The organism is Celeribacter baekdonensis B30 (genome assembly GCF_000299875.1).
GTDB lineage: Bacteria > Pseudomonadota > Alphaproteobacteria > Rhodobacterales > Rhodobacteraceae > Celeribacter > Celeribacter baekdonensis_A.
In genome coordinates, this window is record NZ_AMRK01000003.1 from 252,300 (window position 1) to 277,734 (window position 25,435).

Consider the following 25,435-nt stretch of genomic DNA (forward strand, 5'->3'; position numbering starts at 1 on the left):
CAGGCCGCGCTGACCCTTTGAACGGAAAATGTGACCGATGACCTACCATCCCAAATCAGACTTTCTGCGTATCATCATTGAACGCGGGTTCCTGGCCGACTGCACAAACCTGCAAGAGCTGGACGATTATCTGAACAAAGGGATGGTCACTGCCTATATCGGCTATGACGCCACGGCGTCCTCCTTGCATGTCGGGCACCTGCTCAACATTATGTTGCTGCGCTGGTTCCAGAAAACCGGCAACCAGCCGATCACCCTGATGGGCGGCGGCACCACCAAAGTGGGCGATCCCTCGTTCCGTGCCGATGAGCGGCCTTTGCTGACCTCTGAGCAGATCGACGCCAATATCGACGGGATGCAAAAGGTGTTTGCGCGCTACCTCGACTACAAGGACGATGGCACGACGGCTGAAAATGGTGCCCTCATGCTCAACAATGCCGAATGGCTGGATCAGCTCAATTACCTTGAGTTCCTGCGCGACATCGGGCGGCATTTTTCGGTCAACCGGATGTTGTCGTTTGAGAGCGTGAAATCACGTCTGGACCGGGAACAAAGCCTGTCCTTCCTCGAATTCAACTACATGATCCTTCAGGCCTATGATTTCCTGGAACTGAACCGCCGCTATGGCTGTGTGTTGCAGATGGGCGGATCGGATCAGTGGGGCAATATCGTCAACGGGATCGACCTGACCCGGCGCGTGCTGGACAATGAAATCTTTGGCCTGACCACACCACTTTTGACCACCTCTGATGGCCGCAAGATGGGCAAATCCCAAGGCGGGGCCATCTGGCTCAATGGCAACATGTTGTCGCCCTATGAGTTCTGGCAATTCTGGCGCAACACCACGGATGCGGACACCGGGCGGTTTTTGAAGCTCTTTACCGAAGTGCCGGTGGAGGAATGTGAGCGTCTTGGCGCGTTGGAAGGCTCTGACATCAACGCGGCGAAGATCATTTTGGCCAATGAGGTCACTACGCTTTTGCACGGGGCTGAGGCCGCAGCGGCGGCAGAAGCCACGGCACGCGAAGTGTTTGAAAAGGGCGGAATGGGCGACGACCTTCCGACGTTGGAACTTTCGGCCGAGGAGATTGGCGACGGGATTTCCATCGTGCAACTGTTTGTGCGCTCGGGGCTTGTGGGCACGGGCAAAGAGGCAAAGCGCTTGTTTGCCGACAACGGCGCCAAGGTGAACGATGCCGACCACAAAGACGCAGGTCTTTTGATCACTGCCGCCGATCTTGGTACACCGCTGAAACTTTCAGCGGGCAAAAAGCGCCACGCTTTGGTGACGTTGAAAGCCTGAAACACCGGTCAGGTTTGACCATAAAGTGAACGGCCTGCCGCGCCCTATGCCTCTGGGCGCGGCATTTTATGCTCACTCGAATGTGCATTTGGACCCGCCCGTGAAACTTGAATGCTGCGGCAGCACAAGACATATTGGGTCTATGACCTATTCCAAACCCTCTCACTGTCCACGGATTGCACTGGTGTCTCTCTGTTTCGGCCTCGGCTTTGGCGCATCCTGTGCCGGGACGGCCAATGCGGACTCCTGGTTGCTTGGCGAGGGCTGGGTGATGTTGGGGGCCACAGATGGGCTTGACCACAGCTCAAAGGACGAAGCCCTGACGTTCGGTGGCAATGGCACTTGGTCGACGCACGGGGATGGCCTAGGCCTGAGCTTTGGCGCATTTGGCAACCTTGGGCGGTTGCACGAGACCTACGCCGCCGTGACGTGGCAGACCGTGCAAGGGGACCGGTTTTCGGTTGGCAATCCGCGCCCGGCCTATGATCTCTTTGCCCGCCCTGCCCTCACCGATGTGTTTGTGTCGGCGGCCCTTGAGCGCAGTGAGGTGGGCCTTAGCCGCGCCACGGATGGCACGATCACCGAGCCGAAATACCTACCGCTTGGGGCCTCTTACACCCGCAATGGGGCGGCGATGTCGCTGCACTATGTGGAAAACTATGACACCTATATCCTGGGCGTCTCTGGGCGTATGGATCTCTCCGATATGAGCGTCGATGCTGCTCTTGAGCTGGTCGATGGCGACACGACCAAGGCCAATGCGAAACTGCAACTGAACCGCGACCTGGGCCCCGGCGCGGCCTCGGCCAGCCTGTTTTACAGCGGCGCCAATGCGGCGGGCACGGAATTGGAACTGGCCTATCGCCATCCGGTTGGGGGGCGTGTGACCCTGAGCGAGATCGTCTCTGTGCCGCTCTCGGCGCCGGATCAAGCACTTGTGGCACTGGGGGCGCAGGTCGGGCTTGGCGGGGCGTGGTCATTGAATGCCGCAGCCTCTTATGCGGACACGCAAAGCGCCTTTATGGCGGGGTTGCGGCTGGAATTCTAATCAGCCACATCCAAAAGGGCGCCCGAAAGCGCCCTTTGATCTTTGCTTACGGTAGGGCTTAATCGGTGACTTTGACCGACGTCATCACATCCGGCGCGCCGATGACGGCCCCGTTCGGACCTGTGCCGCGTTTGATCGCGTTGACCACATCCATCCCCTGCGTCACCTTGCCAACCACCGTGTATTGTCCGTCAAGATGCGGCGCCGGAGCGAACATGATGAAGAACTGCGCATTGGCACTGTTCGGGTTTTGCGAGCGCGCCATGCCAACGACGCCGGTGTCAAAGGTCTTGTCAGAGAACTCGGCCTTGAGGTCGTCAAAATGCGACCCGCCACGGCCAGCCATCTGCATGGAGAAGCCCTCCGCGCCCATTTTGCCGTACTCAACATCGCCGGTTTGCGCCATGAAACCGTCGATCACACGGTGGAACACCACGCCATCATAGGCACCCTCATTGGCAAGCGCGGTGATTTGGGCGACATGGCCGGGGGCCACATCCTCGAACAGGTCAATATGGACCACGCCATTGGCTGCGCCTTCAACCACGATGTCGAGACCCGTCGCAAAGCTCGGCGCGGCCACGCAGATGACCAGAGCTGTCAGTGCGGATTTAAACATCTGCGGCCACCTTCATCGAGACCATGACATCGGGGTCGCGCGGCGGTTCGCCACGGGTGATTTTATCCACGGCATCCATGCCCGAAATCACCCGGCCATAGACCGTGTATTGGCGATTGAGGAAATGGTTGTCGGAAAAGTTGATGAAAAACTGCGAGTTGGCAGAGTTCGGGTTTTGCGCGCGGGCCGCACCGATGGTGCCGCGGTCATGCGGGATGCCGGAGAACTCGGCCTCAACATTGGGCAAATCGGACGCGCCTGTGCCAGCGCGGCGCGGCTCGTAGTCTTTGGTTTTGTTGCCAAACTGCACATCGCCGGTTTGGGCCATGAACCCGTCGATCACGCGGTGGAACACAACGCCATCATAGGCACCCGAGCGGGCCAGTTCTTTCATCCGGTCGCAATGTTTGGGCGCGATTTCGGGCATCAACTCGATGACCACTTCGCCATTTTCAAGCGTCAGGATAATCGTGTTTTCGGGATCTTTAATTTCGGCCATGGAAGCCTCCTCACCATCAGAAATTTCGCGCACTCTAAAGCGGCACGCGCGCGAGGGAAAGAGGCAAGCGCGCACAGAGGGGCAGCCCGGAGTTGACGAAAGCGTGTCTAAAGCGCAAACAAGGGCCAAAGATGCTGCAACCTCCCCGAAAGGACGCAAACATGGCATGGAAAACCCTCGACGACATGGATTTGGACGGCAAAGTGGTGCTCACACGGGTGGACATCAACGTCCCCTTTGAGGCGGGCCATGTCACCGACGCCACCCGGATTGAGCGGATCAAACCGACGATCGACGATATTCTGGCCAAAGGCGGCAAACCCGTCTTGATGGCGCATTTTGGTCGCCCGAAAGGTCAGGTTGTCCCCGAGATGAGCCTTGGGTTGATCACAGATGCGGTGGCCAAGGTCTTGGGCGTGCCGGTGAAATTTGCCAGCGACTGCATTGGCGCACCGGCGAAAACCGCCGTGGCCGAGCTTCAGGTTGGTGAGGTGCTGTTGCTTGAGAACACCCGATTCCATGAAGGTGAGACCCAAAACGACCCGAAATTCGCCGCCTCCTTGGCCGCTCTGGGCGATGTCTATGTCAATGACGCCTTCTCAGCGGCGCACCGCGCCCATGCCTCGACCGAAGGCTTGGCGAAATTGTTGCCCTGCTGCGCCGGTCGGTTGATGCAGGCGGAGCTTTCCGCGCTTGAGGCCGCTTTGGCGACACCGGAGCGCCCGGTCGTGGCGGTGGTCGGTGGGGCGAAAGTGTCGACCAAACTGGATCTTTTGGGAAATCTGGTGCGCAAGGTCGATTATCTGATCATCGGCGGCGGCATGGCCAACACATTCTTGGCCGCAGAAGGCGTCGATGTCGGCAAATCCCTGTGTGAACATGATCTGGCGGAAACCGCGCTTGAGATCGTGAAAAAGGCCGATGAGGCGGGTTGCGAGATCGTTTTGCCCATCGACGTGGTCGTGGCGCGCGAATTCAAAGCGAATGCGGCAAACGAAGTCGTTCCGGTGACCGAATGCCCGAGCGATGCGATGATTTTCGATGCGGGCCCGGCTTCGGTCAAGCGCATCATCGACATCATTGACGAGGCGAAAACATTGATCATGAACGGCCCGTTGGGTGTGTTCGAATTGACGCCGTTCCACACCGGTACCTTTGCAATGTTGGCGGAGATTGAGACACAAACCAAAGCCGGCAAGCTGATTTCAGTGGCGGGTGGTGGCGACACGGTGTCAGCGATCAACATGGCAGGCTCTGCCGATGGGTTCACCTATATTTCGACCGCAGGCGGTGCGTTCCTTGAGTGGATGGAAGGCAAAGCGCTTCCGGGGGTTGTGGCGCTCGGCTAACCGCCCTGCTTTCAACACATGGAAAGGCCCTCTCGGATGATCCCCGCGTGGGCCTTTTCTATTTTGGGTGCAATCGCGAAATCGAATGGCGGCTATGTGGCCGTCTGTTGCTCCAAATCAAATCCCGTGCCTGCAAAACCGCCTAGCGTGTCACGCGATGGGGCCGTGAGCGCAATCATCCAAAATGTTAGCGCCACCACGATTGCGGCAAATCGCTGGGCACGGTAACCCGGAGCAAGACCCGCAGCCTCCCCTTGATGAGGGGTCACGTGAGCAACGAGTGAGCCAAAAGAGGATACAGATGTCTATTGAACAAATGACCGCCAAGATGAGCGAAGGCCAAGGCTTTATTGCAGCACTGGATCAATCGGGTGGCTCGACACCCAAGGCGCTGAAACTCTATGGCGTTGAGGAAAGCGATTATAACGGCGAAGCCGAAATGTTTGACGCGGTGCATGCGATGCGCTCGCGGATCATGCAATCTCCGGCGTTTACCGGCGACAAAGTGATCGGTGCGATCCTGTTTGAAATGACGATGGACCGCGATGTGGCGGGCAAGCCGACCTCGCATTACCTTTGGGAAGAAAAGGGCGTTGTGCCGTTTTTGAAAATCGACAAAGGGCTTGAGGCCGAAGACAACGGCGTTCAGGTGATGAAACCAATGCCGGGTCTGGACGACCTTTTGGCGCGGGCGTTCAAATTGGGCGTGTTTGGCACCAAAGAGCGCTCTGTGATCAATGCCGCCAACCCGGTGGGGATCAAAGCGGTTGTGGATCAGCAGTTTGAGATTGGCGAGCAAGTGATTGCGGCGGGCCTGATGCCGATCCTTGAGCCGGAAGTGACCATCACCATCGCAGATAAGGCCGAGGCCGAAGCGATCCTGCGCGACGAGATTTTGACCCATCTCGACGCTTTGGATGAAAGCAAAAAAGTGATGTTGAAACTGTCACTGCCCAGTGTTGCGAATTTCTACAAACCGCTGGTCGATCACCCGCGCGTTTTGAAGGTTGTGGCATTGTCCGGCGGCTATTCCCGCGACGACGCCAACGCCATCCTGAGCCAAAACACCGGCATGATCGCGTCCTTCTCGCGCGCTCTGTCCGAAGGGTTGAACGCCAAACAAACCGACGCGGAATTTGACGCCATGTTACAGGCCGCCGTGGACAGCATCCACGCGGCCTCCATCGCAGGCTAAGCCAGCCCTATGACAAGACGGCAAAGCGCTCCATTCTGGGGCGCTTTGTTTTTGAGAGCTTTTTTCTGCCGATGATTCGTTTTTGGGATTCACAGAGCGAATCACTTGTGTCATAAGAGAGTTACGGAGCGACCCGACCAAAGAGGTGGCCCGTTTGAGGCAGTACAGGTGCCAAAAGCACCTATCATACAAAGGTAAGAAGCCTATCATGGCTCATCCGCGCAAACGTCCGTCGCTGGCCGTGCTTTTGTACACCGGCGTGATTGTCACCTTAGGTGGCTATTTCACTTTTGCCTCCGTGCAGGGTGAGTACGGACTTTTTCGCCGTCTGCAAATCGAGGCTGAATTGTCGAGTTTGCAGACGGTGAGCGGCCAACTTGACGAAGAGTTGGCGGTGATGCGCAACAAGACGATGCGCCTGTCAGACAGCTATCTTGACCTTGACCTTCTGGACGAACAGGCGCGCGATATTTTGGGATACCTGCGTTCGGATGAGATCGTCATTCGCTAAGGCCGCACAAGGCCCAAGGCGGATCACCAAGGACACACGAGCAAAACGAGTCCCGATATGAAAGCCATTTTCCCGACCCGCCTGACGCGCCGTTCCAAATTGGGTTTTGCGGGTCTTTTGCTTGGCGCGCTCATGGCGTGCAGCGGTGGCGGAAACCCACCACAGGACCCCGAAAACGCTTGCTCCATTTTCAAAGAACGCCCGCATTACCAACAGGCGCTCAAAGCATCGGAACGCAAATGGGGCGTCTCAATTCCGGTACAAATGGCGCTGATTTATCAAGAATCCACCTTCCGCGCGACGGCCCGCCCTCCGAAACGCTATGTGCTGTTCATCATCCCGAAAGGCCGGGCCAGCTCGGCGCGCGGCTATGCTCAGGCGCTCGATGGCACCTGGGACGACTACCGCAACGGGCCGGGGCGCGCCGGTGCCAGCCGCAGCAACATCCGCGACGCCACCGATTTCATCGGCTGGTATGTCTCGACCAACAATGCCGCCCTAGGGATCGCGAACACGGACGCCCGCAACAGCTATCTGGCCTATCACGAGGGCCGCACGGGCTATCGGCGCGGATCACACAACGGCAAGACATGGCTTTTGGACGTGGCGGATGGGGTGGCCGCACGGGCCGCGCGCTATGAGGCACAGCTTATCAGCTGTCGTTAAGGGCGTCGGATCAAAGCTATTCCCCAAACGCATAGCTGCGTCCCAAATTGCAACTCAAAAAACCCGTGCATTCGTGACGTTGCGTCTGTATTATATAGTTTAATACTAAACTAAACCCTTTTACGCCTTTTCCTCATCGGGAAAAGCGGAAAAGGACCGCGCTTCTTTGAGGGGCGTGGGCGCCTTGCACAGCATTCGTCACGCGGATGTCACGCAGACCACTTTATATGTCGGACTTTGGAGGAGGAGGCCATATGGCAACCCGGAAATCAGCATCCACGCCGGCGAGCAAAGCGAACGTCTCGAAAGACGAATTGCTCGCCTATTACAAGGATATGCTTCTTATTCGCCGTTTTGAAGAAAAGGCCGGCCAGTTGTATGGCATGGGCCTGATCGGCGGCTTTTGTCACCTGTACATCGGCCAGGAGGCGGTTGTGGTTGGGCTTGAGGCCGCCGCCAAAGAGGGCGACAAACGCATCACCTCTTACCGCGATCACGGGCATATGCTCGCCTGCGGCATGGACCCGAAAGGTGTGATGGCCGAGCTGACCGGTCGCGAGGGCGGCTATTCCAAAGGCAAAGGCGGCTCCATGCATATGTTCTCGAAAGAGAAACATTTCTATGGCGGTCACGGCATCGTCGGCGCACAGGTGCCGTTGGGTGCGGGTCTGGCCTTTTCCGACAAATACAAAGGCAATGACAATGTGACCTTTGCCTATTTCGGTGATGGCGCGGCGAACCAAGGTCAGGTTGCCGAGACCTATAACATGGCTGAAATTTGGGACTTGCCGGTGATTTTCGTCATCGAAAACAATCAATACGCCATGGGCACCTCGACCCAACGCTCGACCAAATCGCCGAGCTATTGGGGACGTGGCGCCGCCTATGGAATCGAAGGCGAAGAAGTCGACGGCATGGATGTTTTGGCGGTCAAAGAGGCCTCAGAGCGGGCCACGGCGCATTGTCGCGCGGGCAAAGGCCCCTACATCCTTGAGGTCAAAACCTATCGCTATCGCGGCCACTCGATGTCCGACCCGGCGAAATACCGGACCCGCGAAGAGGTCCAGAAGATGCGCGAAGAGCGCGATCCGATTGAGGCCGTGCGGTCCATTCTTTTGACCGGCAACCACGCCACGGAAGACGATCTCAAAGCCATCGACAAAGACATCAAAGCGGTGGTGAACGCCTCTGCTGAGTTCGCGAAAGAAAGCCCGGAACCGGCGCTGAGCGAGCTTTGGACTGACATTTATGCGGATGAAATTCCGCAGCACGACGCCTGATTTGGGAGGATAGACGACAATGGCTACCGAACTGCTGATGCCCGCGCTGTCTCCGACCATGGAGGAAGGCACGCTTGCGAAATGGCTCGTCAAAGAGGGGGACACCGTGTCCTCCGGCGACATTATCGCGGAAATTGAAACCGACAAGGCGACGATGGAATTCGAAGCCGTGGACGAAGGGATCATGGGGAAACTCCTGATCGCGGAAGGCACTGAGGGCGTGAAGGTGAACACCCCCATCGCGATCCTCGTGGACGAGGGCGAAGACGCCTCCAACCTGTCTGCGTCAGGCCCGGCTGAAGAGGCGGCAGCGGTTGAGGCCGCGGCCCCTGCCCCGGCCAAAGTACCCGCCACAGCCGCCGCACCGATTGTGTCGAAATCGGTCGAACCGGATTACCCGGCGGGCACCGAGATGAAACAACAAACGGTGCGCGAAGCATTGCGCGACGCCATGTCCGAAGAGATGCGCCGCGACGACAGCGTGTTCCTGATGGGCGAAGAGGTGGCCGAATATCAAGGCGCCTATAAAATCTCCCAAGGCATGTTGGACGAATTTGGTCCGAAACGCATCATCGACACACCGATCACCGAGCATGGCTTTGCCGGAATCGCGACCGGGGCGGCCTTTGGTGGTTTGCGTCCGATCGTTGAATTCATGACCTTTAACTTTGCCATGCAGGCGATCGACCACCTGATCAACTCTGCCGCCAAGACGCTTTATATGTCTGGCGGCCAGATGGGCGCACCGATGGTGTTCCGGGGGCCGAACGGCGCGGCGGCCCGTGTGGGCGCGCAGCACTCGCAATGTTATGCCGCATGGTATGCGCATATTCCGGGTCTGAAAGTGGTCATGCCTTACTCGGCAGCCGACTACAAAGGCTTGATGAAAACCGCGATCCGCGATCCGAACCCGGTGATCTTCCTCGAAAACGAAATCCTGTATGGGAAGTCGTTTGAAGTGCCCGTGATGGACGATTTCACCATCCCGTTCGGCAAGGCGCGGATTTGGCGCGAGGGCACGGATGTGACCATCGTCTCCTTCGGCATCGGCATGACCTATGCCTTGGAAGCGGCGGACAAACTGGCCGAAGAGGGCATTTCCGCGGAGGTCATCGACCTGCGCACCCTGCGCCCGATCGACTATGACACGGTGATTGCCTCTGTGATGAAAACCAACCGCTGTGTGACCGTTGAAGAAGGCTTCCCGGTCGGCTCCATCGGCAACCACATCTCCTCGGTGATCATGCAAAAGGCGTTTGATTATCTCGACGCACCGGTGATCACCTGTGCGGGCAAAGATGTGCCCATGCCCTACGCCGCCAATTTGGAAAAACTCGCGCTTGTGACCACGGCTGACGTGATCCAGGCCGTCAAAGACGTCACCTACCGTTAAGGAGAAAAGACAATGGCAATTGAACTACTTATGCCCGCGCTGTCTCCGACGATGGAGGAAGGCACTTTGGCGAAATGGTTGGTCAAAGAGGGTGACACGATCTCTTCTGGCGATGTGATCGCGGAGATCGAAACCGACAAGGCGACGATGGAATTCGAGGCGGTGGACGAAGGTGTCATCGGCAAGATCCTTGTGGCGGAAGGCACCGAGGGTGTGAAGGTCAACGCGGCCATCGCGATCCTGTTGGAAGAGGGCGAAGACGCCTCTGCGATGGACAACATGGGGGCGGCTCCCGCCCCTGCGACAGCTGAAGCGGCTCCGGCTGAGGCTTCGAAGGCAGAGGCCAGCGCTGCGACCCCAGCCCCGGCAGCTCCGGTTGCGGCGTCTGGCGAGCGCATCTTTGCCTCACCTTTGGCGCGTCGGATTGCGGCGCAAAAGGGTCTCGACCTGGCCACCATGAGCGGCTCTGGCCCGAAAGGCCGGATCGTGAAAGCCGATGTCGAAAACGCCACGGCCGCACCGAAAGCGGAGGCTCCGAAAGCCGCCGCGACCTCCGAGGCCGCCCCTGCGAAAGCGGCCCCAACGGGTCCGACCGCAGATATGGTTGCGAAAATGTACGCGGATCGCGCGTATGAGGAAATCAAACTCGATGGCATGCGCAAAACCATTGCCGCGCGTTTGACCGAAGCGAAACAAACCATCCCGCATTTCTACCTGCGCCGCGACATCAAACTCGACGCGCTGTTGAAATTCCGTGCTGAGTTGAACCATCAGCTCACCGGCAAGGGTGTGAAACTTTCGGTCAATGATTTCATCATCAAAGCCGTCGCCAATGCGCTGCAAGAGGTCCCAGAGGCCAACGCAGTGTGGGCCGGTGACCGTGTGTTGCAGATGAAATCATCCGATGTGGCCGTGGCTGTGGCGATTGAGGGCGGGCTGTTCACGCCGGTGCTCAGGGACTCGGACATGAAGTCACTCTCAACGCTCTCGAAAGAGATGAAAGACCTCGCCCACCGCGCACGCGACCGCAAGCTCGCACCCCATGAGTACCAAGGGGGATCGTTCGCAATCTCCAACCTCGGTATGTTCGGCATCGACAATTTCGACGCCATCGTGAACCCGCCGCACGCGGGCATCTTGGCCGTCGGCGCGGGTGTGAAAAAGCCGGTTGTAGGGGATGATGGCGAGTTGACGGTTGCAACGGTGATGAGCGTGACGATGTCCGTGGATCACCGGGTGATTGACGGCGCTTTGGGAGCGAACTTGCTCAAAGCCATCGTTGATAATCTGGAGAATCCGGTGGCGATGCTGGCGTAAGAGAACGCGCGGCGAAGGTATTTCGCCGCGCATTTACGACACCTTAATGGCATACAAAAACGCCCCGCCGGACATGTCCAGTGGGGCATTTTTATTATGGATTGAATAAAATTTATTTATCGCGCGCGCCGATGAGTTGGTTCATCGACACCGAGGGTTGCGAACAGCCCGCCTCGCCCACAACTTTGGCCGGAACGCCCGCAACCGTGGTGGCGGGTGGCACGTTGGCCAAGACAACGGAACCGGCAGCGATGCGCGAGCAGCAGCCGATTTTGATATTGCCAAGCACCTTGGCCCCAGCCCCGATCAGGACGCCATCACCAATTTTCGGATGACGGTCTTCGTCCTCTTTGCCAGTGCCACCCAAGGTCACGTCATGCAGGATCGAGACATTGTCACCAATGACGGCAGTTTCGCCAAAGACCAGAGAATGGGCGTGATCAAGGAACAGACCCTTGCCGATCCGGCAAGCGGGGTGGATGTCGACGGAGAATTGCTCCGACATGCGCATTTGGAAGAAATAGGCCAGATCACGACGACCTTCGCGCCAGAGCCAATTGGCGACGCGGTGAGCCTGAATGGCTTGGAACCCTTTGAAATAAAGCAAAGGTTGGATGTAGCGGTGACACGCCGGGTCGCGCTCATAAACGGCGGAAATATCGGCACGTGCGGATTCGGCCAAGGACGGGTCTGCGGCATAGGCGGCATCGGCGATTTCGCGAATAAGCTGTTCTGACATTTCCGCAGAGGCCATTTTTTGCGCGATGCGATAGGCTAAAGCGGCCTCAAGGGTTTCATGGTGAAGGATACAGGCATGCACCATCCCGCCCAACAGGGGCTCAGCATCCACGGCCTGACGGGCCTCGGAAACGATTTGGGTCCAAACCGGGTCGAGTTTGGACAGGTGAGTGCGTGTTTTGGCCATGCGCTTTTCCTCTTTTGAGAGAGCTTACTATAGATAGGCCTGATTTCAAAAGAGCAAGAGTGCGATCGAGGGAAACAATGTGAATTTGAGGTGCGCAAACACAAAAAGCCCCGCGCCGGGAACGGCACGGGGTATAGAATGTGTTGAGAGATAAATTATTCAGAGGGCAGCGTGAACTGCAAACAGTGGATGGCCAGACGGAGCGTTCCAGACGTGAAATCCCCGCCTTCAGCCGTGAGGATAAGATCTTCACTGGAATAATAGGTCAAAGGTGTCCCAGTTAGGCCACGCAACCAACTGCCTTGAGCGGGCGACAGGCCGGAACCATAGCGGTTGGTGGACCCGGAAACACCCAAAGAGAACCCAGAGAGGCCCGACCCCGTAATATCGGCCAGTACACGGCCGGTGACGCCGTACACAACGGATTGCCCCGGAATAGCGTAGGCGGCATTGGACGTCGGCCCGGCAGAGAGCACATGATCTACCTCAATCACCTTTGAGATCATCCCCGCCCCATGCGCGGAAAGAGTCTGCATCCCGAGCACCCAACCGGCCCCATCGTGCCCCGCCCAACCGTTTTGATCGGCAACATAGGCCCGCATCCCCAAGCTGGCGGGTACAAAAGCCCAGCCGCCGTTAACGTAAAGCGCAATCGCGCCCTCCTGCCCAGCCCACTCATTCACAGCAGCCGCCCCCACCCCGTAGGCCTCCCCTTCTTGCGGGGTCAGCGGTGGTGTGTTGAGGGTGACCGATTGGAGCGTGAGTTGCAGCAACCCGTCGATCCGGGTCAGCGCCTCGTTTACGGTTACATGTTTTTGCGCTTGTGACGCTTGCAGCAGCGGCAATTCAAAGCGGGATGTGTCACTCATTGATCTCAATCCTTTGAAAGAGGCCCGGTCCGAAACTCTCAGACATCTGGGCAACATGGATTTCATACGCGCCGGTCACGCCGTCGCTGGTTTTCTGGCTAACGGAGTAGCTCCAATTTGGGGCCGCCACGACGCTTGCGCGCAGAATGGACCCGCCCTGAACGACCCGCACAACATAAAGCTCGGAGGCCTCGCCAAGCGGCACGTCGACCGATTGCCAACTGTCCCCGTCGATCCGTGTGCGCCGCACCCAAGTCAGTTCTGTGTCGCCCGAGAGGGCCATCTGGGCTTTGAGATGCGCCGGAGCGTAGGGGCGCAGGCCGATCCCATCGAAGGCTTCGACCAAATGCTGATAGCTTGGATCGTCATAGCCGCGTTGTGACGGGCCTATGCGGTAATGACGCGCGAGGCCACGAGCCGATTGGGCAATGTCGATTTGTCGAAGCGCCGAGTTCAACAGGACAAAGCGAGATCCTGCAGGCCAGCTTGCCATCAATCCATCGGTCCCCACCTGTCCACGCAAGCGCAACGACAGATCGTAGGTTTGCGGCGCAACCAATTCTGCAGTGGCAAACTGGAACACTTCCCAATTGCCAGACGATCCATCGCCAATCGCGGCGACATTGGCACCATTCAGAACATCAATGAGGCCGACCGAGGCCAGCTCTCCTTTGGTCAGCTTGACCCGCAAAGCCGCCCCCCGATCCCAAACCGCAGGCTCCGCACTCTCAAGCGCCGTTTGCGTCACACCAATGGTGGCCCAAGTTGGCAATAACGTGTTCAACTCATAGCCACTGTCTGATGCAGAGCCATAGACCGCTGCAGACCCCGGCCAGGGGTTTGCCGTGACCGCAACATGCGGCGCATGAGGCGTTTCATCCCCGGTCAAAAGCGGAAGATCCAAGAACAACGGATAGACCGGCACAGGGGCCGCAAACGGCTTGGCCTCAATGATGTCTTCAACCGCATCAGAGGGCACATAGATTTCTTGCTCGACCCGCACCGCTTCGATCTGTTGTAGATCACCAAATGTGGCATGATCGACCCGATACCGCAACGCGCCGTCCTCCGTGGTCACGGTGATCACATCACCAGCCCCATAAGAAAACAGCGATGGAGGGAGCGAAAATCGGGCCGTATCTCGCGCCACCCGCGATTCTGCCAACCATCGTTCCACAACCTGCCGCCCCTCTGAGCGCGTGAGAGCCAAAGGCAATTCAGATTGGGACACAAGCCGGCTTTGCTCATCCGGAAACATAGCCTCTTCGGCGCGGGCAGCATAATCCCCGTCCGCATCGACAAAGGTCAGCTTAACCCGTCCCGCCACTTCCGCTTCTGGGGCACGGGTCCGTTCCAGAACCCCGTCCAACTCATCGGAGACCGCCATTTGATCTTCGCTCAGCGCGACCTTTGCTTTGCCATCGCGAGATCGGAAAATCAGCCGACCTTCGCGTTCGATGGCCTCAAAGCCAAAGGCCAACATAAGCGGCTGCAACGCAGAGCGGGCCCCCGAGATGTCGCTGACGCTATAGCCACGCAAAACGCCCCATAGCTCACTCACGTCAAGTTCATAAACACCTGAACGCGCACAGATTTCTGTAACAACATCAGCCAAAGATCGCGACGTGCTGCGACCGTTCAACCAATGTCCTCTGGCGTAATTGTCACCATCACTCCAAACGGAGGCGACAGCCGGAAAAGCCGGATATGGTCGTCCGTCCCAAGCCCAAACATGGGCCCGGCTCATGTCGATCATTGGGCCACCATAAATGTCTGACATCGGGTTATGGCTCTCATCTTTCCAGTATTCCGTCATCGCCCGGACATACTGAAGCTGAATGAAATCATCTCGCCCCCCGGAAGAGTACTTTGGGAGTGCGCTTTCCGACGATTTAGCATCCAAAAACTTGTTGGGTTGATTGGTCGCCTTATCAATCGCGGCACAGCCCATTTCAGTAAACCAAATCGGCTTGGACCCAGGCACCCAGGCCGTGGATGTCTCATTGCGCACACCGCCGACCCGTTCGTGATGATCGTTCTGCCACCAGCCCCGAATGTCTTTGTAGCGCCAGACCCAATCTTCACCGTAAGTGCCATCTACAATCGGGGTGCGGATCTGTGCCTTGTCGTGCTCGTCAAACGCATAATACCAATCATACCCCTCACCGCCTTCAATGTTGGCTTTGAGATACTCGAGGTTATAGATCGCTCCATAACCCGCGTCAGCATGATCGTCGCCATCGCGCCAATCCGACAGCGGCATATAATTGTCGATCCCGATAAAGTCGATGTTTGCATCGGCCCAAAGAGGATCAAGATTGTAATAAAGATTACCCTCCGCTTGATGACCGAAATATTCAGACCAATCCGCCGCATAGCCAATCTTACATTGTGTTCCAAGGATACCGCGCACGTCTGCGGCAAGCTGGACCAAGGCGTCAACGGCAGGGAAACCAGCCGCACCACGAATACGCGTCAGAGACCGCATCTCTGAGCCGATACAAAATGCCTCAACCCCACCTGCCAGCGCACACAGATGAGCGTAATGCAGGATCATCCGACGATACGAAAACTCGGCTGGCCCCGTGTAAGACACGGTTGATCCGGAGGCTGTAAAATCCGTTGCCTGTGCGGTCCCCAAAAAGGCGGCAACCTCGGCATCTGCGGAGGCAGTGCCATCTGTGGTCCCCAAAATGCCGGGAGCCAAAGACGTGGTAATGCGCCCCCGCCAAGGCAGTGTCGGCTGTTCAAGCTCTCCCGTCCACGGATCAACCAAGCCATTGCCTGAAAGCTGATCCATCAGAATAAATGGATAAAACACAACCTCCTGCCCCGCATCATGCAGCGCATGAATGGCCTGAACCACGGACTGGTCTGTCGGCGTCCCGCCATATACAGACCGATCATCAGCATCACGCGGCACGAGGCTTGCAGAGCCACGCGACACCCCAGACACAGACCATGGCATGTTCGACGCATCCGCCTCCGCTTGCTCTACCTTCGGCTGTAGTTGACAGAATCCGCAGCGCAAATCATCCCCGAACCAAGACACCACAAGCGACGTCGATCGACAGGATTTCAACTCCTGCGACATTGCCGTCAAAGAGGTTGTGAAATCGGGTTGACCTGAGGCGGAATTGACGTTGGACGCTGAGACATCCCCCGCGCCGCCTTGCAAATACACAGGCGTCGTCGCCAACGCGTATTCCCCCGTCCCAGGGATCATCGCGACGGCTTCGATCAAATGGGTCAAATCGCTCTTTTGCCCCTCGGCCTGATCTGGACGCATCACCTCAAACGTAAACTGCGGCACCCGGTTGCCAAATGGCGTCAAATCAACGTCTTCAAGCACAACATAAGCAATGCCGCGATATGCGGGCACGTCGCCCGTCCCTTCCACCGCTTCCATCTTGGGATCTGGCAACTGATTTTCCGTACCTGCGTAAACGCGCATATTCAACGTGCTGACATCAATCTCAGTGCCATCGGCCCAGACCCGGCCCACACGAGAAATTTCACCTTCACATAGGGCAACCGCCAAAGACACCGAATAGCTATACTGCTTGACTGTCGGAGCGCTTGGAGTCCCTTTGCCCCCACCGCCCGATGTGGCAACATTCTCCTGAAATTCGGTCGCCCAAATCACCTGTCCACCTACGCGCATTCGCCCGTAAATCTGCGCAACAGGCGCTCCCTCGGAGGCACCCGTCAGACGGAACCGTTCCACCCGACCGGTTTCCACGGTCTGGCTTCCCGCGCCCATAAGTCGCTGGTCAATCGCACGCCCAAGTGTGGCCCCGATCGCACGACCAATGACCACAGAAGACAAGCCCAATACACCTCCGCCAACGGAGGCCCCAATCGCCGCGCCTGCGGCTGAAAGTACAATAGTTGCCATTACTTATCTCCCTTAAGTGGGAATGCAAAACAGGCCACAACACGCCTGCGCCATGGTGTGCTCAGAGCATTCTCAACGACGCCGTGACCGGAATAGGCATGAATGAATGAGGGGCTTTCGCCCACCCTTCCGACGATGCCAAGATGCTTGGCCACCGCTCCATCGCGCATTCGAAACAAAAGCACATCACCTGCGGCCATCTCGCTCACCGGCTTGGCAATGAGGTGCTGTTGAGCTGCATCCAAAAGCCGCTCTTCGTTCTGCGGCTCACTCCAATCTTTCGTGTAGGGCGGGATCATTTCAGGCTCTTCGCCATAGACCTCGCGCCAAATTCCACGCAATAGCCCAAGACAATCCGTCCCCGCCCCTTTGCAAGAGGCCTGATGCCGATAGGGCGTTCCAAGCCAGCTACGGGCACGATCTGCAATCGTCATATCCATCATTCTAGCCCCCAAAAACCGGAGTGCTTGGGTCACCAAAAATCGACCTGCGGCTGCCACCATCGTTGGTTTTGCCTTGGATCGGATAGCTGGCCAGCCAGTCTTCGCCCGGAATATGCGGAAACCCGCGAAAGTTTAGAAAGTTGTCAAACTTCAACCGACATGTCGCCGCGCGCCGATCACATCCTGCCTCAATCCGAATGAGGTCTCCGGGCGCGACCTCGGCTCTGAGCTCTTCCCAGAGTTCGATTGTCCGCCCATCCGCCGACAGGCGATCATTTTTGATCACCCCCACAAGGTTCGCGGCAGCACCCGTTTGAACACTCAAACGCCCGCGTTCAAACCAACGGTCATCAAATCCCTCGAACGTAGAAAACGAAAATAACTTCCCTTTTTCAACGCGTTCTACCGCAACTTCGGCAAAATACCCCGGCTGATTGAGGTTAAACCCACAGCCTTCTGCGCCCAAAACCGCCGAACAACCGGGTTGATAGACCCGCCCTTGTGGCTGGTTGAGCTCTTCGGTCAAACCCCGTAGTTCCGCACGAAAACCGCCGGACACCCGTGTAATCTCGCCAAATGTCCCTTTAAACAACAGCACACGCTGATCCACGTCGGCCCAGTTCACAAGCCAAGAGCGCACCAGAGCGCCATCAAAGCGCCCAGCCCGAATGTCACTTTCTTGTACCGAGGCCGAACTCAACGCGCCCAGCGCCTCAGTGTTGTCAACCGACAGACCCGTGGATTGCTCAAGCGCATTGGCCGTAAGACCCGTATCCGCTTTAAAAACAAACCCGTCGAAACTCAGATCATTGTCATGATCGGTAAATCCATAGGTCTCACCATCGCGACGCACCAGCACCCAAGCGCGACACAGCGTCGTCGTCCCACTGGCCAAATGTGTTTGCAAATTTTCTGGAAAAGCCATCAGACTCGCACCTCCACAATCGGCACATTGGGCACTTCTCCGGCCTGAAATGACGCCACAGAGGTCGCGATCCGGTTGGTGTCGAACCGTACAGGCACGTCAAACTCATACCCGGCACTCACGACCGCGTTCTCCGCTGGCGGAGTGGTAAAGGTAATGATCCCCGTCAAGGTATCTACCTCCCAATCAATCGCTTCAAAAAGCTCCTGACCTTGCACACCCGCTTTAACCGTTCCCAACACCGGCTTCTTCAGCGGACGGACATAAACCGCGTCCCCTGACTGATAGCTCTTGGTGAGTTGGAATTGCGTGGTTTCGCCATCGCCATAGGCGACAATCTGATCCTCAAATCCGACGGCCGCAGAGGCCCGACATGTCTTGTAATCCGACCAGTCTTTCCATCGAAACCCGTAGAGTTGCCCTTGCCGCGCCTCAAAAAACGCGATGAGCAATTCGATATCATCCAAGGACCGCATCCCAAGCCCCGCGTCGTACCGCCGACGGGAGTGTGCCCATGGGGTGTTGCGTTCTTCAAAGCCGTTTGCCAACGTCACAACATCGGTGCGCCGTTCTGGTCCCCCAACGGACCCAAAGCTCAGGTTCGCCGGAAATCTCACATCATGAAAACCCATAGGTGTTCCCCTCCATTCGAATGGCGGTTGAGGCCGGTCCCGGCCCGTATTGCGTTATTGATTGCGTTGACCACGGCCCAGCGCACGGCTGAGCTGCGCCGCCACTTGGCTTTGACTGCGCCGAAAACCTTCGACATCCGGCGTGGTGATATTCATCGTGACATTGACTGGGCTGCTTGACCCTGATGCCTGAACGCCCAATTTACCATTGGCCCCGCGCGTCAGTGGCATGATCGCCTCCGCTCCCGCTTCGCCCATAAGACCCGTGCCGCCGCGCATCGGGAAATAAGTCGGGCTGGACACAACGCCGCCCTTGGCAAAGGGCATCACATTGCCCTGTGCAAAAGCCTCGCCCTTTTCAAACGGCATTAGGCCCCGAATGATACTCTCAAGCCCGGAGCCCAGCACCGAACCCACATGGCTCGTCACGGGCTTCAATGCCGCATTGTAAGCCGCATCCAACATCGACGTGCCAACGCCCTTGAGCGCCTGTGCCAGCGTGTCGCCATCAAACACCAAGCCATCAATCGCCTTTTTCAAGCCTCGGGAAATCCCGCGCTCAAGTGCGGACACCTCACGCTGAGTCTCGGCCACCGTTGCCTGAAGCCGAACCATCTCTTGGTTGAATGCCGCCGCCATCGCCTCGGCACCGCCAATGGCGCTTTCCATCTGCGTGACCTTGTCTTCAAAGGCGTCAAGGCCATTTACATCTGTGCCGTTGATCTCAGCCATCGTCTTGCCCTTTCATTGCGCCTTCGTCGGGGAAGGCTTTGGCCAATTCATCGAGCCGGGTGCGGCCCATCGGTGCGGTGCTGCTTCCTGTGCCCAACATCAGCAACAGTTCGGCAGGCGTCAGCCGCCAGAACTCATCGGGTTTCAACCCAAGCCCCCGGATGCCGATCCGCATCAGCGCGGGCCAATCGACCCCCCCCTTATCTGTCATCAGGCTCATTTGCCCCCCCTCATCCAGGCACCATAAAGGCCCGCGTGATCAGCTCTGCGCCAACCCGCGCCGCCTCAAGCGGCCCACCTTCGATCTCTGCCGTCAGAATGTCGTCATAGCGCCCCTTCCAGCCGCCGCCGCGCAGGCCCGCCACAACAACACGCAGCACATCCGCGGACGAAAACCGACCCGCCTCATAGCGCTCGACCAACTCCACCAACGTGTCCGTCTGCAGACCCGCCTCGAGTTCCGCCAACGCCCCAAGCGTGAGCTTCAGAACATGACGTTCACCATCGAGCGTCAGCGCCACTTCACCTTGAAAGGGGTTCGCCATGACTTACACCGCCGTAAAGGTCAGTTGACCCGCCGATGACATCGCCAGCTCATAGGTGGCCTCGCCATTGTAAGAGCCGGCGTATTCGATAGAGGTCAGTTGAAACGCCCCTTCGACAACGCCAAAATTCGGGATGATCACCTGAAAATTGGGCACTTCACCGTCAAAGAAAATCTGGCGTGCGCGTTCATCCGTGCTTTGGTCCTTAAACACACCAGAACCCGAAATCGTGGCACTCTTCACCCCGGCACCACCGAGGAGTTCTCGCCAACCGCCGGAACTTTCCAGCGAGGTCACATCCACGCTTTCTGCGTTGAATGAAATCCGCGTCGCCCGCAGCCCCGCAATGGTTTCGAAAGAGCCGGAGCCAGTCATATCCAGCTTAATGAGAAGGTCTTTGCCGTTTTGAGCAGCCATGGTCGTGTACTCCGTCTTGGAATAATCAGTTGTCTTCAACACGCGCGCGGAATTTCAAATCAATCCTGCGCACATCACTGTCCTGAACGCGCCGGGCCTTGGCCGACACGAAATAGAGCCCAACGAGCACACCGCGGCTCAACGCAAGATCCGCATCGACAAGCACGTCGGAAATGGCCGTGGCCACCTGTTTTGCCGTCAAAAAACCCGCCGTATCCGCCACCACGGACACCGTGAACTCGTGGCGCGCCCCCGCTCCGGTTTTGTCAGACGCATCTGTCACGTCCTCCGGGCCAAGGCTCACATACAAAGAGGGCAAGGTGCCGGTCGGGGCCGCATCGTAAATCGCGCTGCCCACCATCCCCGTCAGCGTCGCATCGGCTACAAGCGCCTGATACACCGCTGTCTGCAAAGCTGCCGCAACACCGTAACTCATGACGCCACCTCCTCACGCGCATTGCAGGTCAGGTAATGCCCCTGCGGATCAAGCTCCGTCACGGACAGGATGCGAAACATCCGCCCGCCTTCGACAAAGCGTTGATCGGGTTTCGGACGTCGGGGCGATCCAACCGGGGCGCCCCGTACGATGATCTTCATCGGCACTCGGCTCACGGTTAGAAAATCCTCTGAGGTCTCAGACCCTGTTCCCGACTGAATGGACGCCCAGAGCGTGCCAACCTGTGCCCAGGTCTCAACATAACCACCCGCCCCGTCGGAGACCCGGTTGGCCTCCTCCAAAACGAGTTTGCGATTAAGGTGAACGACGTCTGCCATCACAAACGCCCTCCAAACAGACGCAGGTTGCGATAGCGCTCAAGCAGGGCATTCACGCCAAAAGGCATCGTTGCCTCACCCACCGCCGTCTCATGGCGGTGTTCGTAATAATGCGACGCCAAAAGCATCACGGCCTGCGCAATATCTGCGGGCAAATCGCCCCAAGCATTTGCAAACCCGGCCGTAAATTCAATCCGCGCTTGTCCGGCGACCGGGATTTGCGGCAACACGAACCCTGTCGAGACAAGCCGGGGGCGGTGCATATCCTGCTCCAGCACATATTTGGCTGGGTCAATCGTAGTTTCCGCGCCCAAACGATCCGTAATCACAAAAGCAGTGATCGCACGGACCGGAGCGACAGGAAGCCCCTGCGCGCCAAGATCACGCCACGCCGACAGCGTATAGGTGTAGTCGCGAATGATCAGAACCTTGTTGGTCCGCGCCTCGACAGCCGCCATCGCCGCCCGTAGGAACGTCTCAAGGACCCCGTCCTGAACCCCATCATCGCCGAACCCGGTGCCCAGTCTCAAATGATCTTTGAATTCAGCGACCGGCAATGCCGCGCTTGGCACCTGGGTCTGCTCCATTAACATCATGGTACATCTCCGTTTCCGGGTCCCCCTGGTTGCAGTGAGTATGGATGCGCGTCCCCCCTTGTTGCTCGGACGGAGGGGGAGCAGCTAGACAACACGGGCTTTATGGGGCGCGCATCCATTGCCCATGACCTCACCGATGCGGTGCGGCCATGGGCACGTCTTCAAACGATCTTAGGAGACCGAGAACTTCAGCAGTTTGATCGCTGCAAAGTCAGACACGTCACCGCCCACGCGCTTGGTGGCATAGAACAGCACATGCGGCTTGGCCGAGAACGGATCGCGCAGGATGCGCACGTCCGGGCGTTCGGCAACGGTGTACCCCGAGGCAAAATCACCAAAGGCAATTGCAGCCGCATCAGAGGCGATGTCCGACATGTCTTCCGCGATCAAAACCGGGTAGCCCATCAAACGCGCCGGCTCACCCGCTGCAAGACTGTCTGACCACAAGAAACGGCCATCCGCATCTTTGAGCTTGCGCACTTGGCCCGCAGTTTTCGAGTTCATCACAAAGGTGCCGTTGGCGCGGTACTGTGCACCCAGCGCATAGACCAGCTCCACAATCGCATCCGCCGGATTGGCCGCATCAAACGCGCCATCGGTGCCGGTGGCGACATAGCCAAGGCTGCCCCAAGCCCAGCTGTCATTGGCCACTTGTGCGTGCGCCAAAAAGCCGGTCGGTTTATCAACGCCATCACCGTTGATAAAGGCAGACGCCTCAGCACTGGCGAATTTGTCGGCAATGCGACCGGCAAGCCACGCGTCAATGTCAAACGCAGAGTCGTCCAACAGACGTTGAGAGGCCTTCGGCAAAGCCGACAGCTCAAACAGTGGGATCGAAATACGGTCGATGGTCGGCGTGGAAGTTTCACCCACGGCGCCAGTTTCCGTGATCCAACCCGAGCCAATATCCGTGGTGTCGATCAGCACGTCATAAGAGGTCGCTTCGACATTCACCACAGTCGCGATGGACCGGATAGACGCGGTGGATTTCAGCACCGATTTGATCACGTCAGAGGTCTGCGGGTCCACAAGATAGCCACCGTCGCCATTGATGGCGGTGGACATGGATTTGCCTTCGAGTTCGACGCCACGCAACGCGTCATCGTCGCCGTTGCGCACATAGGTCACAAAAGCCGATTTGTGGGACATGTCCACATCACGCGCTGCGGACAGGGCCGGACGGCCAAAGGTGTGGGATTTACGATCAAGCATGGTCAGTCGCTCTTCCTGTTCTTGAAGTTTAGATTTGATTTCGATTTGAAAGTCTTTGAGATCACTTACGAATTCGGCCAACGCGGTCTTCACCTCGGTGGCCGGTCCGGTCCCAATATGGGCCCCGGTTTGGGCACCAAACTGGCCCCCCTTATAGGCCGAGGTCTCGGACATACCGGTCCCGGCCTGAAAGCCGCCTTGGGCCTTCATCTCGGTTTTGCTCATCCAAACAATCCTTCGTTGTTGTGTTGGGTATCGCGGGTGACTGCGCTGGCGTTAGCTCTCGCTGGCCAGCTGCTTGCGGGCTCTGGTAAAAGCGTCCGCAAGGTCACGCAGCATCGTCTCGGTCGCATACGGGTCATCCCCCTTTGCCTCCGTGCTCAACCGCGCTTCGGGAAGCATCGGAAATGTCACCAAAGACACCTCCCAAAGTTCCAGTTCGGACAAAAGGCGCGCGCCTTTCGCGTCCTTTTGCGCCTTCACGGTGCGGTATCCGATCGACAACCCGTCAATCGCCCCCGCCTCGATCAGCGCCACCGCTTCGCGACCTCTTGCAACGTCGGTCAGCAGGCGTCCCTTGACATAGAGCCCGCGCGCGTCTTCACGCACCTCGTCCCAAATGCCGATGGGCTGGCTCGGATCATGCTGCCACAGCATCTTCACCGAACGACCCTTCGATTTCAGCGTTTTGAGAGACGTGGCATAGGCCCCTTTCAAAACGACATCGCCGCCTTGATCTGTCAGCCCAAAGAACGAGGCATAGCCTTCGATCTCGACCCCATCCGTCACCACAATATCTTCGCCCAACCGGCTAAACTTGTGCTCAAGACCGCCTTGAAACTCCTTGTTCATCTCAGTTCCCCTCATCTTCTTGGGCCTGATCCTCAGCCTTTGGTGAAGCGGATTCCGCAGCCAAGGGCGGCAGACCCAACATCGCGCGCTTCTCTTCGGGTGTGAGGAAATCGGCACTCGCCACCCGGTTCCATTGCGCGTCGCGTTCACTCGACAGCGCGGAGACCTGATCAAGGTCGGGTTTCAGCTCAATCGCCTCCCCCGTGCGCTCAGACAACCAATGCCCGATCGCCGCCGTCACCTTGCTCACCATCGGCAGCACCGTCAGACGATAAAACGCCCGGTTCGCCTCTTGGTAATTCGAATAGGTCATGTCACCGGGGATGCCCAAAAGCATCGGCGGCACCCCAAAGGCCAGGGCGATCTCGCGTCCCGCGGCCTCTTTGGTCTTTTGAAATTCCATGTCGGAGGGGCTGAACCCCATCGGTTTCCAATCAAGCCCCCCTTCCAACAACATTGGCCGACCCGCATTGCGCGCGCCCTGATGATGGCTCTCCATCTCGCTGAGCAACCGATCATATTGATCCGCCCCCATCGACGCCTGACCATCCATGCCCTTGTACACAATAGCGCCCGAAGGCCGTGCCGCATTGTCCAAAAGGCTTTTCGACCAACGCGAGGCCGAATTATGCACATCAATCGCCGTCGCCGCCGCCTGGATCGGGGACAGCCCGTAATGATCATCCGCCGGGTGAAAGGTCTTGATGTGACAAATCGAGGAATGCCCGTCGATCACGTCAAACCGGTGCTTGCGCCCGCCCACCGCATATTCATAGGCAACTGGCCAACCATCCGCACCGGGCACAAGGTTCATCCGATCCGAGCGCAACACATGCAACTCCTGCGGTGCCGTGCCCCAGTCGCCAACCGCCTCAAGGTAAGCGTTGCCCGACAGCAAAAGCTGGGCATAGAGCGCCTCAAACAATTCCGCCCGGCCCTGTGCCGGATTGGGACGCGAAATCACCGACAAAAGCGGATGCACGTCATACCGCGCCTCTGCATCCTGCATCACCAAAGGCAATGCCGCCGCCGCTTCCGCAATCAATTTGACCGAGCGAAACCCAACCGGATTGCCGATAAACCCCACCCGCGTCAACGTCACCGTATCGCGCGGGCTCCAGGCCACGCGGCCCACGCCGGAAACCGACGCCACAACCGGCCCGGTCGCCGAGGCCTTCATCTCGGGCATCTCGGGTGCGCCCCGCTTCAGAAAGTCAAACACCATATCCGTGTCTCTCCTCATCTCTTGTCCGGCGATGCCGCTGTGGCATCCATGCCTCCACTGTGCGCGGCCCGCAAAGAACCCCGCCAAGCCTTGGCTGTTACTCTCGACTGTTTCGGCCTCGTGGCATTGGCGCATCCGGGCACCTGCCCCGATCCACCTGACGCACACGAGGCCCGGAAAGGGAGCATGATGGGATCTTTCAACCTCACC

At 58.0% G+C, this 25,435-nt stretch carries 27 protein-coding genes; 9 read left to right on the plus strand and 18 right to left on the minus strand.

Features of this window, described 5'->3' with window-relative positions; genetic code table 11:
• Positions 1 to 37 precede the first annotated feature (37 nt).
• Together tyrS and B30_RS07075 are read left to right on the plus strand one after the other, a co-directional pair.
• A complete protein-coding gene (gene tyrS / locus B30_RS07070) occupies positions 38 to 1,303 on the plus strand; it encodes a tyrosine--tRNA ligase (RefSeq protein WP_009571357.1) in 1,266 nt (421 codons plus the stop codon).
• A gap of 184 nt (positions 1,304 to 1,487) precedes the next feature.
• A complete protein-coding gene (locus B30_RS07075; protein WP_157789795.1) occupies positions 1,488 to 2,351 on the plus strand; it encodes a hypothetical protein in 864 nt (287 codons plus the stop codon).
• Positions 2,352 to 2,409: 58 nt separating this feature from the next.
• Here the strand turns inward: B30_RS07075 and B30_RS07080 are convergent, their stop codons facing one another.
• Both B30_RS07080 and B30_RS07085 read right to left on the minus strand, forming a co-directional pair.
• On the minus strand, positions 2,410 to 2,970 hold the full coding sequence (locus B30_RS07080; RefSeq protein WP_009571359.1) for a peptidylprolyl isomerase: 561 nt from the start codon (positions 2,968 to 2,970) through the stop codon (positions 2,410 to 2,412).
• A complete protein-coding gene (locus tag B30_RS07085; RefSeq protein ID WP_009571360.1) occupies positions 2,963 to 3,469 on the minus strand; it encodes a peptidylprolyl isomerase in 507 nt (168 codons plus the stop codon). The genes B30_RS07080 and B30_RS07085 overlap by 8 nt, the downstream gene beginning before the upstream one ends.
• Positions 3,470 to 3,630: 161 nt before the next feature.
• On the opposite strand from B30_RS07085, the gene B30_RS07090 reads away from it, so the two are divergent.
• From B30_RS07090 to B30_RS07125, 7 genes are all read left to right on the plus strand, one after another.
• Complete coding sequence (locus B30_RS07090) at positions 3,631 to 4,818, plus strand: phosphoglycerate kinase (protein ID WP_009571361.1); 1,188 nt, start codon at positions 3,631 to 3,633, stop codon at positions 4,816 to 4,818.
• A 301-nt stretch (positions 4,819 to 5,119) separates the two neighbouring features.
• Positions 5,120 to 6,013 (plus strand): fructose bisphosphate aldolase, encoded by an 894-nt coding sequence (locus B30_RS07100; protein WP_009571363.1) that lies wholly within the window; start codon positions 5,120 to 5,122, stop codon positions 6,011 to 6,013.
• Positions 6,014 to 6,221: 208 nt separating this feature from the next.
• A complete protein-coding gene (locus B30_RS07105; RefSeq protein ID WP_009571364.1) occupies positions 6,222 to 6,524 on the plus strand; it encodes an FtsB family cell division protein in 303 nt (100 codons plus the stop codon).
• A 57-nt stretch (positions 6,525 to 6,581) separates the two neighbouring features.
• The gene (locus B30_RS07110; protein ID WP_009571365.1) at positions 6,582 to 7,190 is read left to right on the plus strand and encodes a transglycosylase SLT domain-containing protein; all 609 of its coding nucleotides are present in this window, start codon (positions 6,582 to 6,584) and stop codon (positions 7,188 to 7,190) included.
• Positions 7,191 to 7,444: 254 nt separating this feature from the next.
• Positions 7,445 to 8,470: a pyruvate dehydrogenase (acetyl-transferring) E1 component subunit alpha gene (gene pdhA / locus B30_RS07115; RefSeq protein WP_009571366.1), complete on the plus strand. Its 1,026-nt coding sequence runs from the start codon at positions 7,445 to 7,447 to the stop codon at positions 8,468 to 8,470.
• Between the two features lie 19 nt (positions 8,471 to 8,489).
• A complete protein-coding gene (locus B30_RS07120; protein WP_009571367.1) occupies positions 8,490 to 9,863 on the plus strand; it encodes a pyruvate dehydrogenase complex E1 component subunit beta in 1,374 nt (457 codons plus the stop codon).
• Between the two features lie 12 nt (positions 9,864 to 9,875).
• Entirely contained in the window at positions 9,876 to 11,180 is a 1,305-nt protein-coding gene (locus B30_RS07125; protein WP_009571368.1) for a pyruvate dehydrogenase complex dihydrolipoamide acetyltransferase, read from the plus strand.
• 112 nt (positions 11,181 to 11,292) lie between these two features.
• On the opposite strand, the gene cysE is transcribed toward B30_RS07125, so the two are convergent.
• The 16 genes from cysE to B30_RS07205 all read right to left on the minus strand — a co-directional run bounded on the left by cysE (position 11,293) and on the right by B30_RS07205 (position 25,225).
• Positions 11,293 to 12,105, minus strand: a complete 813-nt coding sequence (cysE, locus tag B30_RS07130; protein WP_009571369.1) for a serine O-acetyltransferase — start codon at positions 12,103 to 12,105, stop codon at positions 11,293 to 11,295.
• Positions 12,106 to 12,260: 155 nt separating this feature from the next.
• Positions 12,261 to 12,974: a DUF2793 domain-containing protein gene (locus B30_RS07135; RefSeq protein ID WP_009571370.1), complete on the minus strand. Its 714-nt coding sequence runs from the start codon at positions 12,972 to 12,974 to the stop codon at positions 12,261 to 12,263.
• Entirely contained in the window at positions 12,967 to 16,872 is a 3,906-nt protein-coding gene (locus B30_RS07140; RefSeq protein WP_009571371.1) for a baseplate multidomain protein megatron, read from the minus strand. The genes B30_RS07135 and B30_RS07140 overlap by 8 nt, the downstream gene beginning before the upstream one ends.
• Complete coding sequence (locus tag B30_RS07145; RefSeq protein ID WP_009571372.1) at positions 16,872 to 17,312, minus strand: NlpC/P60 family protein; 441 nt, start codon at positions 17,310 to 17,312, stop codon at positions 16,872 to 16,874. The genes B30_RS07140 and B30_RS07145 overlap by 1 nt, the downstream gene beginning before the upstream one ends.
• Before the next feature lie 4 nt (positions 17,313 to 17,316).
• Entirely contained in the window at positions 17,317 to 18,240 is a 924-nt protein-coding gene (locus tag B30_RS07150; protein WP_009571373.1) for a DUF2163 domain-containing protein, read from the minus strand.
• A complete protein-coding gene (locus B30_RS07155; protein ID WP_009571374.1) occupies positions 18,240 to 18,872 on the minus strand; it encodes a DUF2460 domain-containing protein in 633 nt (210 codons plus the stop codon). Before B30_RS07155 ends, B30_RS07150 begins: the two co-directional genes overlap by 1 nt.
• A gap of 54 nt (positions 18,873 to 18,926) precedes the next feature.
• On the minus strand, positions 18,927 to 19,604 hold the full coding sequence (locus B30_RS07160) for a phage tail tape measure protein (protein WP_009571375.1): 678 nt from the start codon (positions 19,602 to 19,604) through the stop codon (positions 18,927 to 18,929).
• Positions 19,597 to 19,824, minus strand: a complete 228-nt coding sequence (locus tag B30_RS07165; RefSeq protein ID WP_009571376.1) for a rcc01693 family protein — start codon at positions 19,822 to 19,824, stop codon at positions 19,597 to 19,599. Before B30_RS07165 ends, B30_RS07160 begins: the two co-directional genes overlap by 8 nt.
• Positions 19,825 to 19,834: 10 nt before the next feature.
• Entirely contained in the window at positions 19,835 to 20,149 is a 315-nt protein-coding gene (locus tag B30_RS07170) for a gene transfer agent family protein (protein WP_009571377.1), read from the minus strand.
• A 3-nt stretch (positions 20,150 to 20,152) separates the two neighbouring features.
• Complete coding sequence (locus B30_RS07175; RefSeq protein WP_009571378.1) at positions 20,153 to 20,566, minus strand: phage major tail protein, TP901-1 family; 414 nt, start codon at positions 20,564 to 20,566, stop codon at positions 20,153 to 20,155.
• A gap of 25 nt (positions 20,567 to 20,591) precedes the next feature.
• Positions 20,592 to 21,002, minus strand: a complete 411-nt coding sequence (locus B30_RS07180) for a DUF3168 domain-containing protein (RefSeq protein WP_009571379.1) — start codon at positions 21,000 to 21,002, stop codon at positions 20,592 to 20,594.
• Positions 20,999 to 21,340, minus strand: a complete 342-nt coding sequence (locus B30_RS07185) for a head-tail adaptor protein (protein WP_009571380.1) — start codon at positions 21,338 to 21,340, stop codon at positions 20,999 to 21,001. Before B30_RS07185 ends, B30_RS07180 begins: the two co-directional genes overlap by 4 nt.
• Positions 21,340 to 21,936, minus strand: coding sequence for a head-tail connector protein (locus B30_RS07190; protein WP_009571381.1), 597 nt, complete (start codon positions 21,934 to 21,936; stop codon positions 21,340 to 21,342). Before B30_RS07190 ends, B30_RS07185 begins: the two co-directional genes overlap by 1 nt.
• A gap of 171 nt (positions 21,937 to 22,107) precedes the next feature.
• The gene (locus tag B30_RS07195) at positions 22,108 to 23,322 is read right to left on the minus strand and encodes a phage major capsid protein (RefSeq protein WP_081583683.1); all 1,215 of its coding nucleotides are present in this window, start codon (positions 23,320 to 23,322) and stop codon (positions 22,108 to 22,110) included.
• Between the two features lie 102 nt (positions 23,323 to 23,424).
• Positions 23,425 to 24,000 carry an HK97 family phage prohead protease gene (locus B30_RS07200; RefSeq protein ID WP_009571383.1) on the minus strand — a complete coding sequence of 192 codons (576 nt, stop codon included), beginning with the start codon at positions 23,998 to 24,000 and terminating at the stop codon, positions 23,425 to 23,427.
• A gap of 1 nt (position 24,001) precedes the next feature.
• A complete protein-coding gene (locus B30_RS07205; protein ID WP_009571384.1) occupies positions 24,002 to 25,225 on the minus strand; it encodes a phage portal protein in 1,224 nt (407 codons plus the stop codon).
• Positions 25,226 to 25,435: the final 210 nt, after the last annotated feature.

Excerpts from the sequence above, each read along its gene's own strand:
- B30_RS07170 (WP_009571377.1), bottom strand. The coding sequence starts at position 20,149 with ATGGCGAACCCCTTTCAAGGTGAAGTGGCGCTGACGCTCGATGGTGAA.
- B30_RS07105 (WP_009571364.1), top strand. The coding sequence starts at position 6,222 with ATGGCTCATCCGCGCAAACGTCCGTCGCTGGCCGTGCTTTTGTACACC.
- B30_RS07085 (WP_009571360.1), bottom strand. The coding sequence starts at position 3,469 with ATGGCCGAAATTAAAGATCCCGAAAACACGATTATCCTGACGCTTGAA.
- B30_RS07160 (WP_009571375.1), bottom strand. The coding sequence starts at position 19,604 with ATGGCTGAGATCAACGGCACAGATGTAAATGGCCTTGACGCCTTTGAA.
- cysE (WP_009571369.1), bottom strand. The coding sequence starts at position 12,105 with ATGGCCAAAACACGCACTCACCTGTCCAAACTCGACCCGGTTTGGACC.
- B30_RS07100 (WP_009571363.1), top strand. The coding sequence starts at position 5,120 with ATGTCTATTGAACAAATGACCGCCAAGATGAGCGAAGGCCAAGGCTTT.
- B30_RS07120 (WP_009571367.1), top strand. The coding sequence starts at position 8,490 with ATGGCTACCGAACTGCTGATGCCCGCGCTGTCTCCGACCATGGAGGAA.
- B30_RS07150 (WP_009571373.1), bottom strand. The coding sequence starts at position 18,240 with ATGGCTTTTCCAGAAAATTTGCAAACACATTTGGCCAGTGGGACGACG.
- B30_RS07145 (WP_009571372.1), bottom strand. The coding sequence starts at position 17,312 with ATGGATATGACGATTGCAGATCGTGCCCGTAGCTGGCTTGGAACGCCC.
- B30_RS07205 (WP_009571384.1), bottom strand. The coding sequence starts at position 25,225 with ATGGTGTTTGACTTTCTGAAGCGGGGCGCACCCGAGATGCCCGAGATG.
- B30_RS07080 (WP_009571359.1), bottom strand. The coding sequence starts at position 2,970 with ATGTTTAAATCCGCACTGACAGCTCTGGTCATCTGCGTGGCCGCGCCG.
- B30_RS07135 (WP_009571370.1), bottom strand. The coding sequence starts at position 12,974 with ATGAGTGACACATCCCGCTTTGAATTGCCGCTGCTGCAAGCGTCACAA.
- B30_RS07190 (WP_009571381.1), bottom strand. The coding sequence starts at position 21,936 with ATGATGTTAATGGAGCAGACCCAGGTGCCAAGCGCGGCATTGCCGGTC.
- B30_RS07195 (WP_081583683.1), bottom strand. The coding sequence starts at position 23,322 with ATGTCCGAGACCTCGGCCTATAAGGGGGGCCAGTTTGGTGCCCAAACC.
- B30_RS07090 (WP_009571361.1), top strand. The coding sequence starts at position 3,631 with ATGGCATGGAAAACCCTCGACGACATGGATTTGGACGGCAAAGTGGTG.
- B30_RS07200 (WP_009571383.1), bottom strand. The coding sequence starts at position 24,000 with ATGAACAAGGAGTTTCAAGGCGGTCTTGAGCACAAGTTTAGCCGGTTG.
- tyrS (WP_009571357.1), top strand. The coding sequence starts at position 38 with ATGACCTACCATCCCAAATCAGACTTTCTGCGTATCATCATTGAACGC.
- B30_RS07165 (WP_009571376.1), bottom strand. The coding sequence starts at position 19,824 with ATGAGCCTGATGACAGATAAGGGGGGGGTCGATTGGCCCGCGCTGATG.
- pdhA (WP_009571366.1), top strand. The coding sequence starts at position 7,445 with ATGGCAACCCGGAAATCAGCATCCACGCCGGCGAGCAAAGCGAACGTC.
- B30_RS07110 (WP_009571365.1), top strand. The coding sequence starts at position 6,582 with ATGAAAGCCATTTTCCCGACCCGCCTGACGCGCCGTTCCAAATTGGGT.
- B30_RS07180 (WP_009571379.1), bottom strand. The coding sequence starts at position 21,002 with ATGAGTTACGGTGTTGCGGCAGCTTTGCAGACAGCGGTGTATCAGGCG.
- B30_RS07140 (WP_009571371.1), bottom strand. The coding sequence starts at position 16,872 with ATGGCAACTATTGTACTTTCAGCCGCAGGCGCGGCGATTGGGGCCTCC.
- B30_RS07155 (WP_009571374.1), bottom strand. The coding sequence starts at position 18,872 with ATGGGTTTTCATGATGTGAGATTTCCGGCGAACCTGAGCTTTGGGTCC.
- B30_RS07125 (WP_009571368.1), top strand. The coding sequence starts at position 9,876 with ATGGCAATTGAACTACTTATGCCCGCGCTGTCTCCGACGATGGAGGAA.
- B30_RS07185 (WP_009571380.1), bottom strand. The coding sequence starts at position 21,340 with ATGGCAGACGTCGTTCACCTTAATCGCAAACTCGTTTTGGAGGAGGCC.
- B30_RS07175 (WP_009571378.1), bottom strand. The coding sequence starts at position 20,566 with ATGGCTGCTCAAAACGGCAAAGACCTTCTCATTAAGCTGGATATGACT.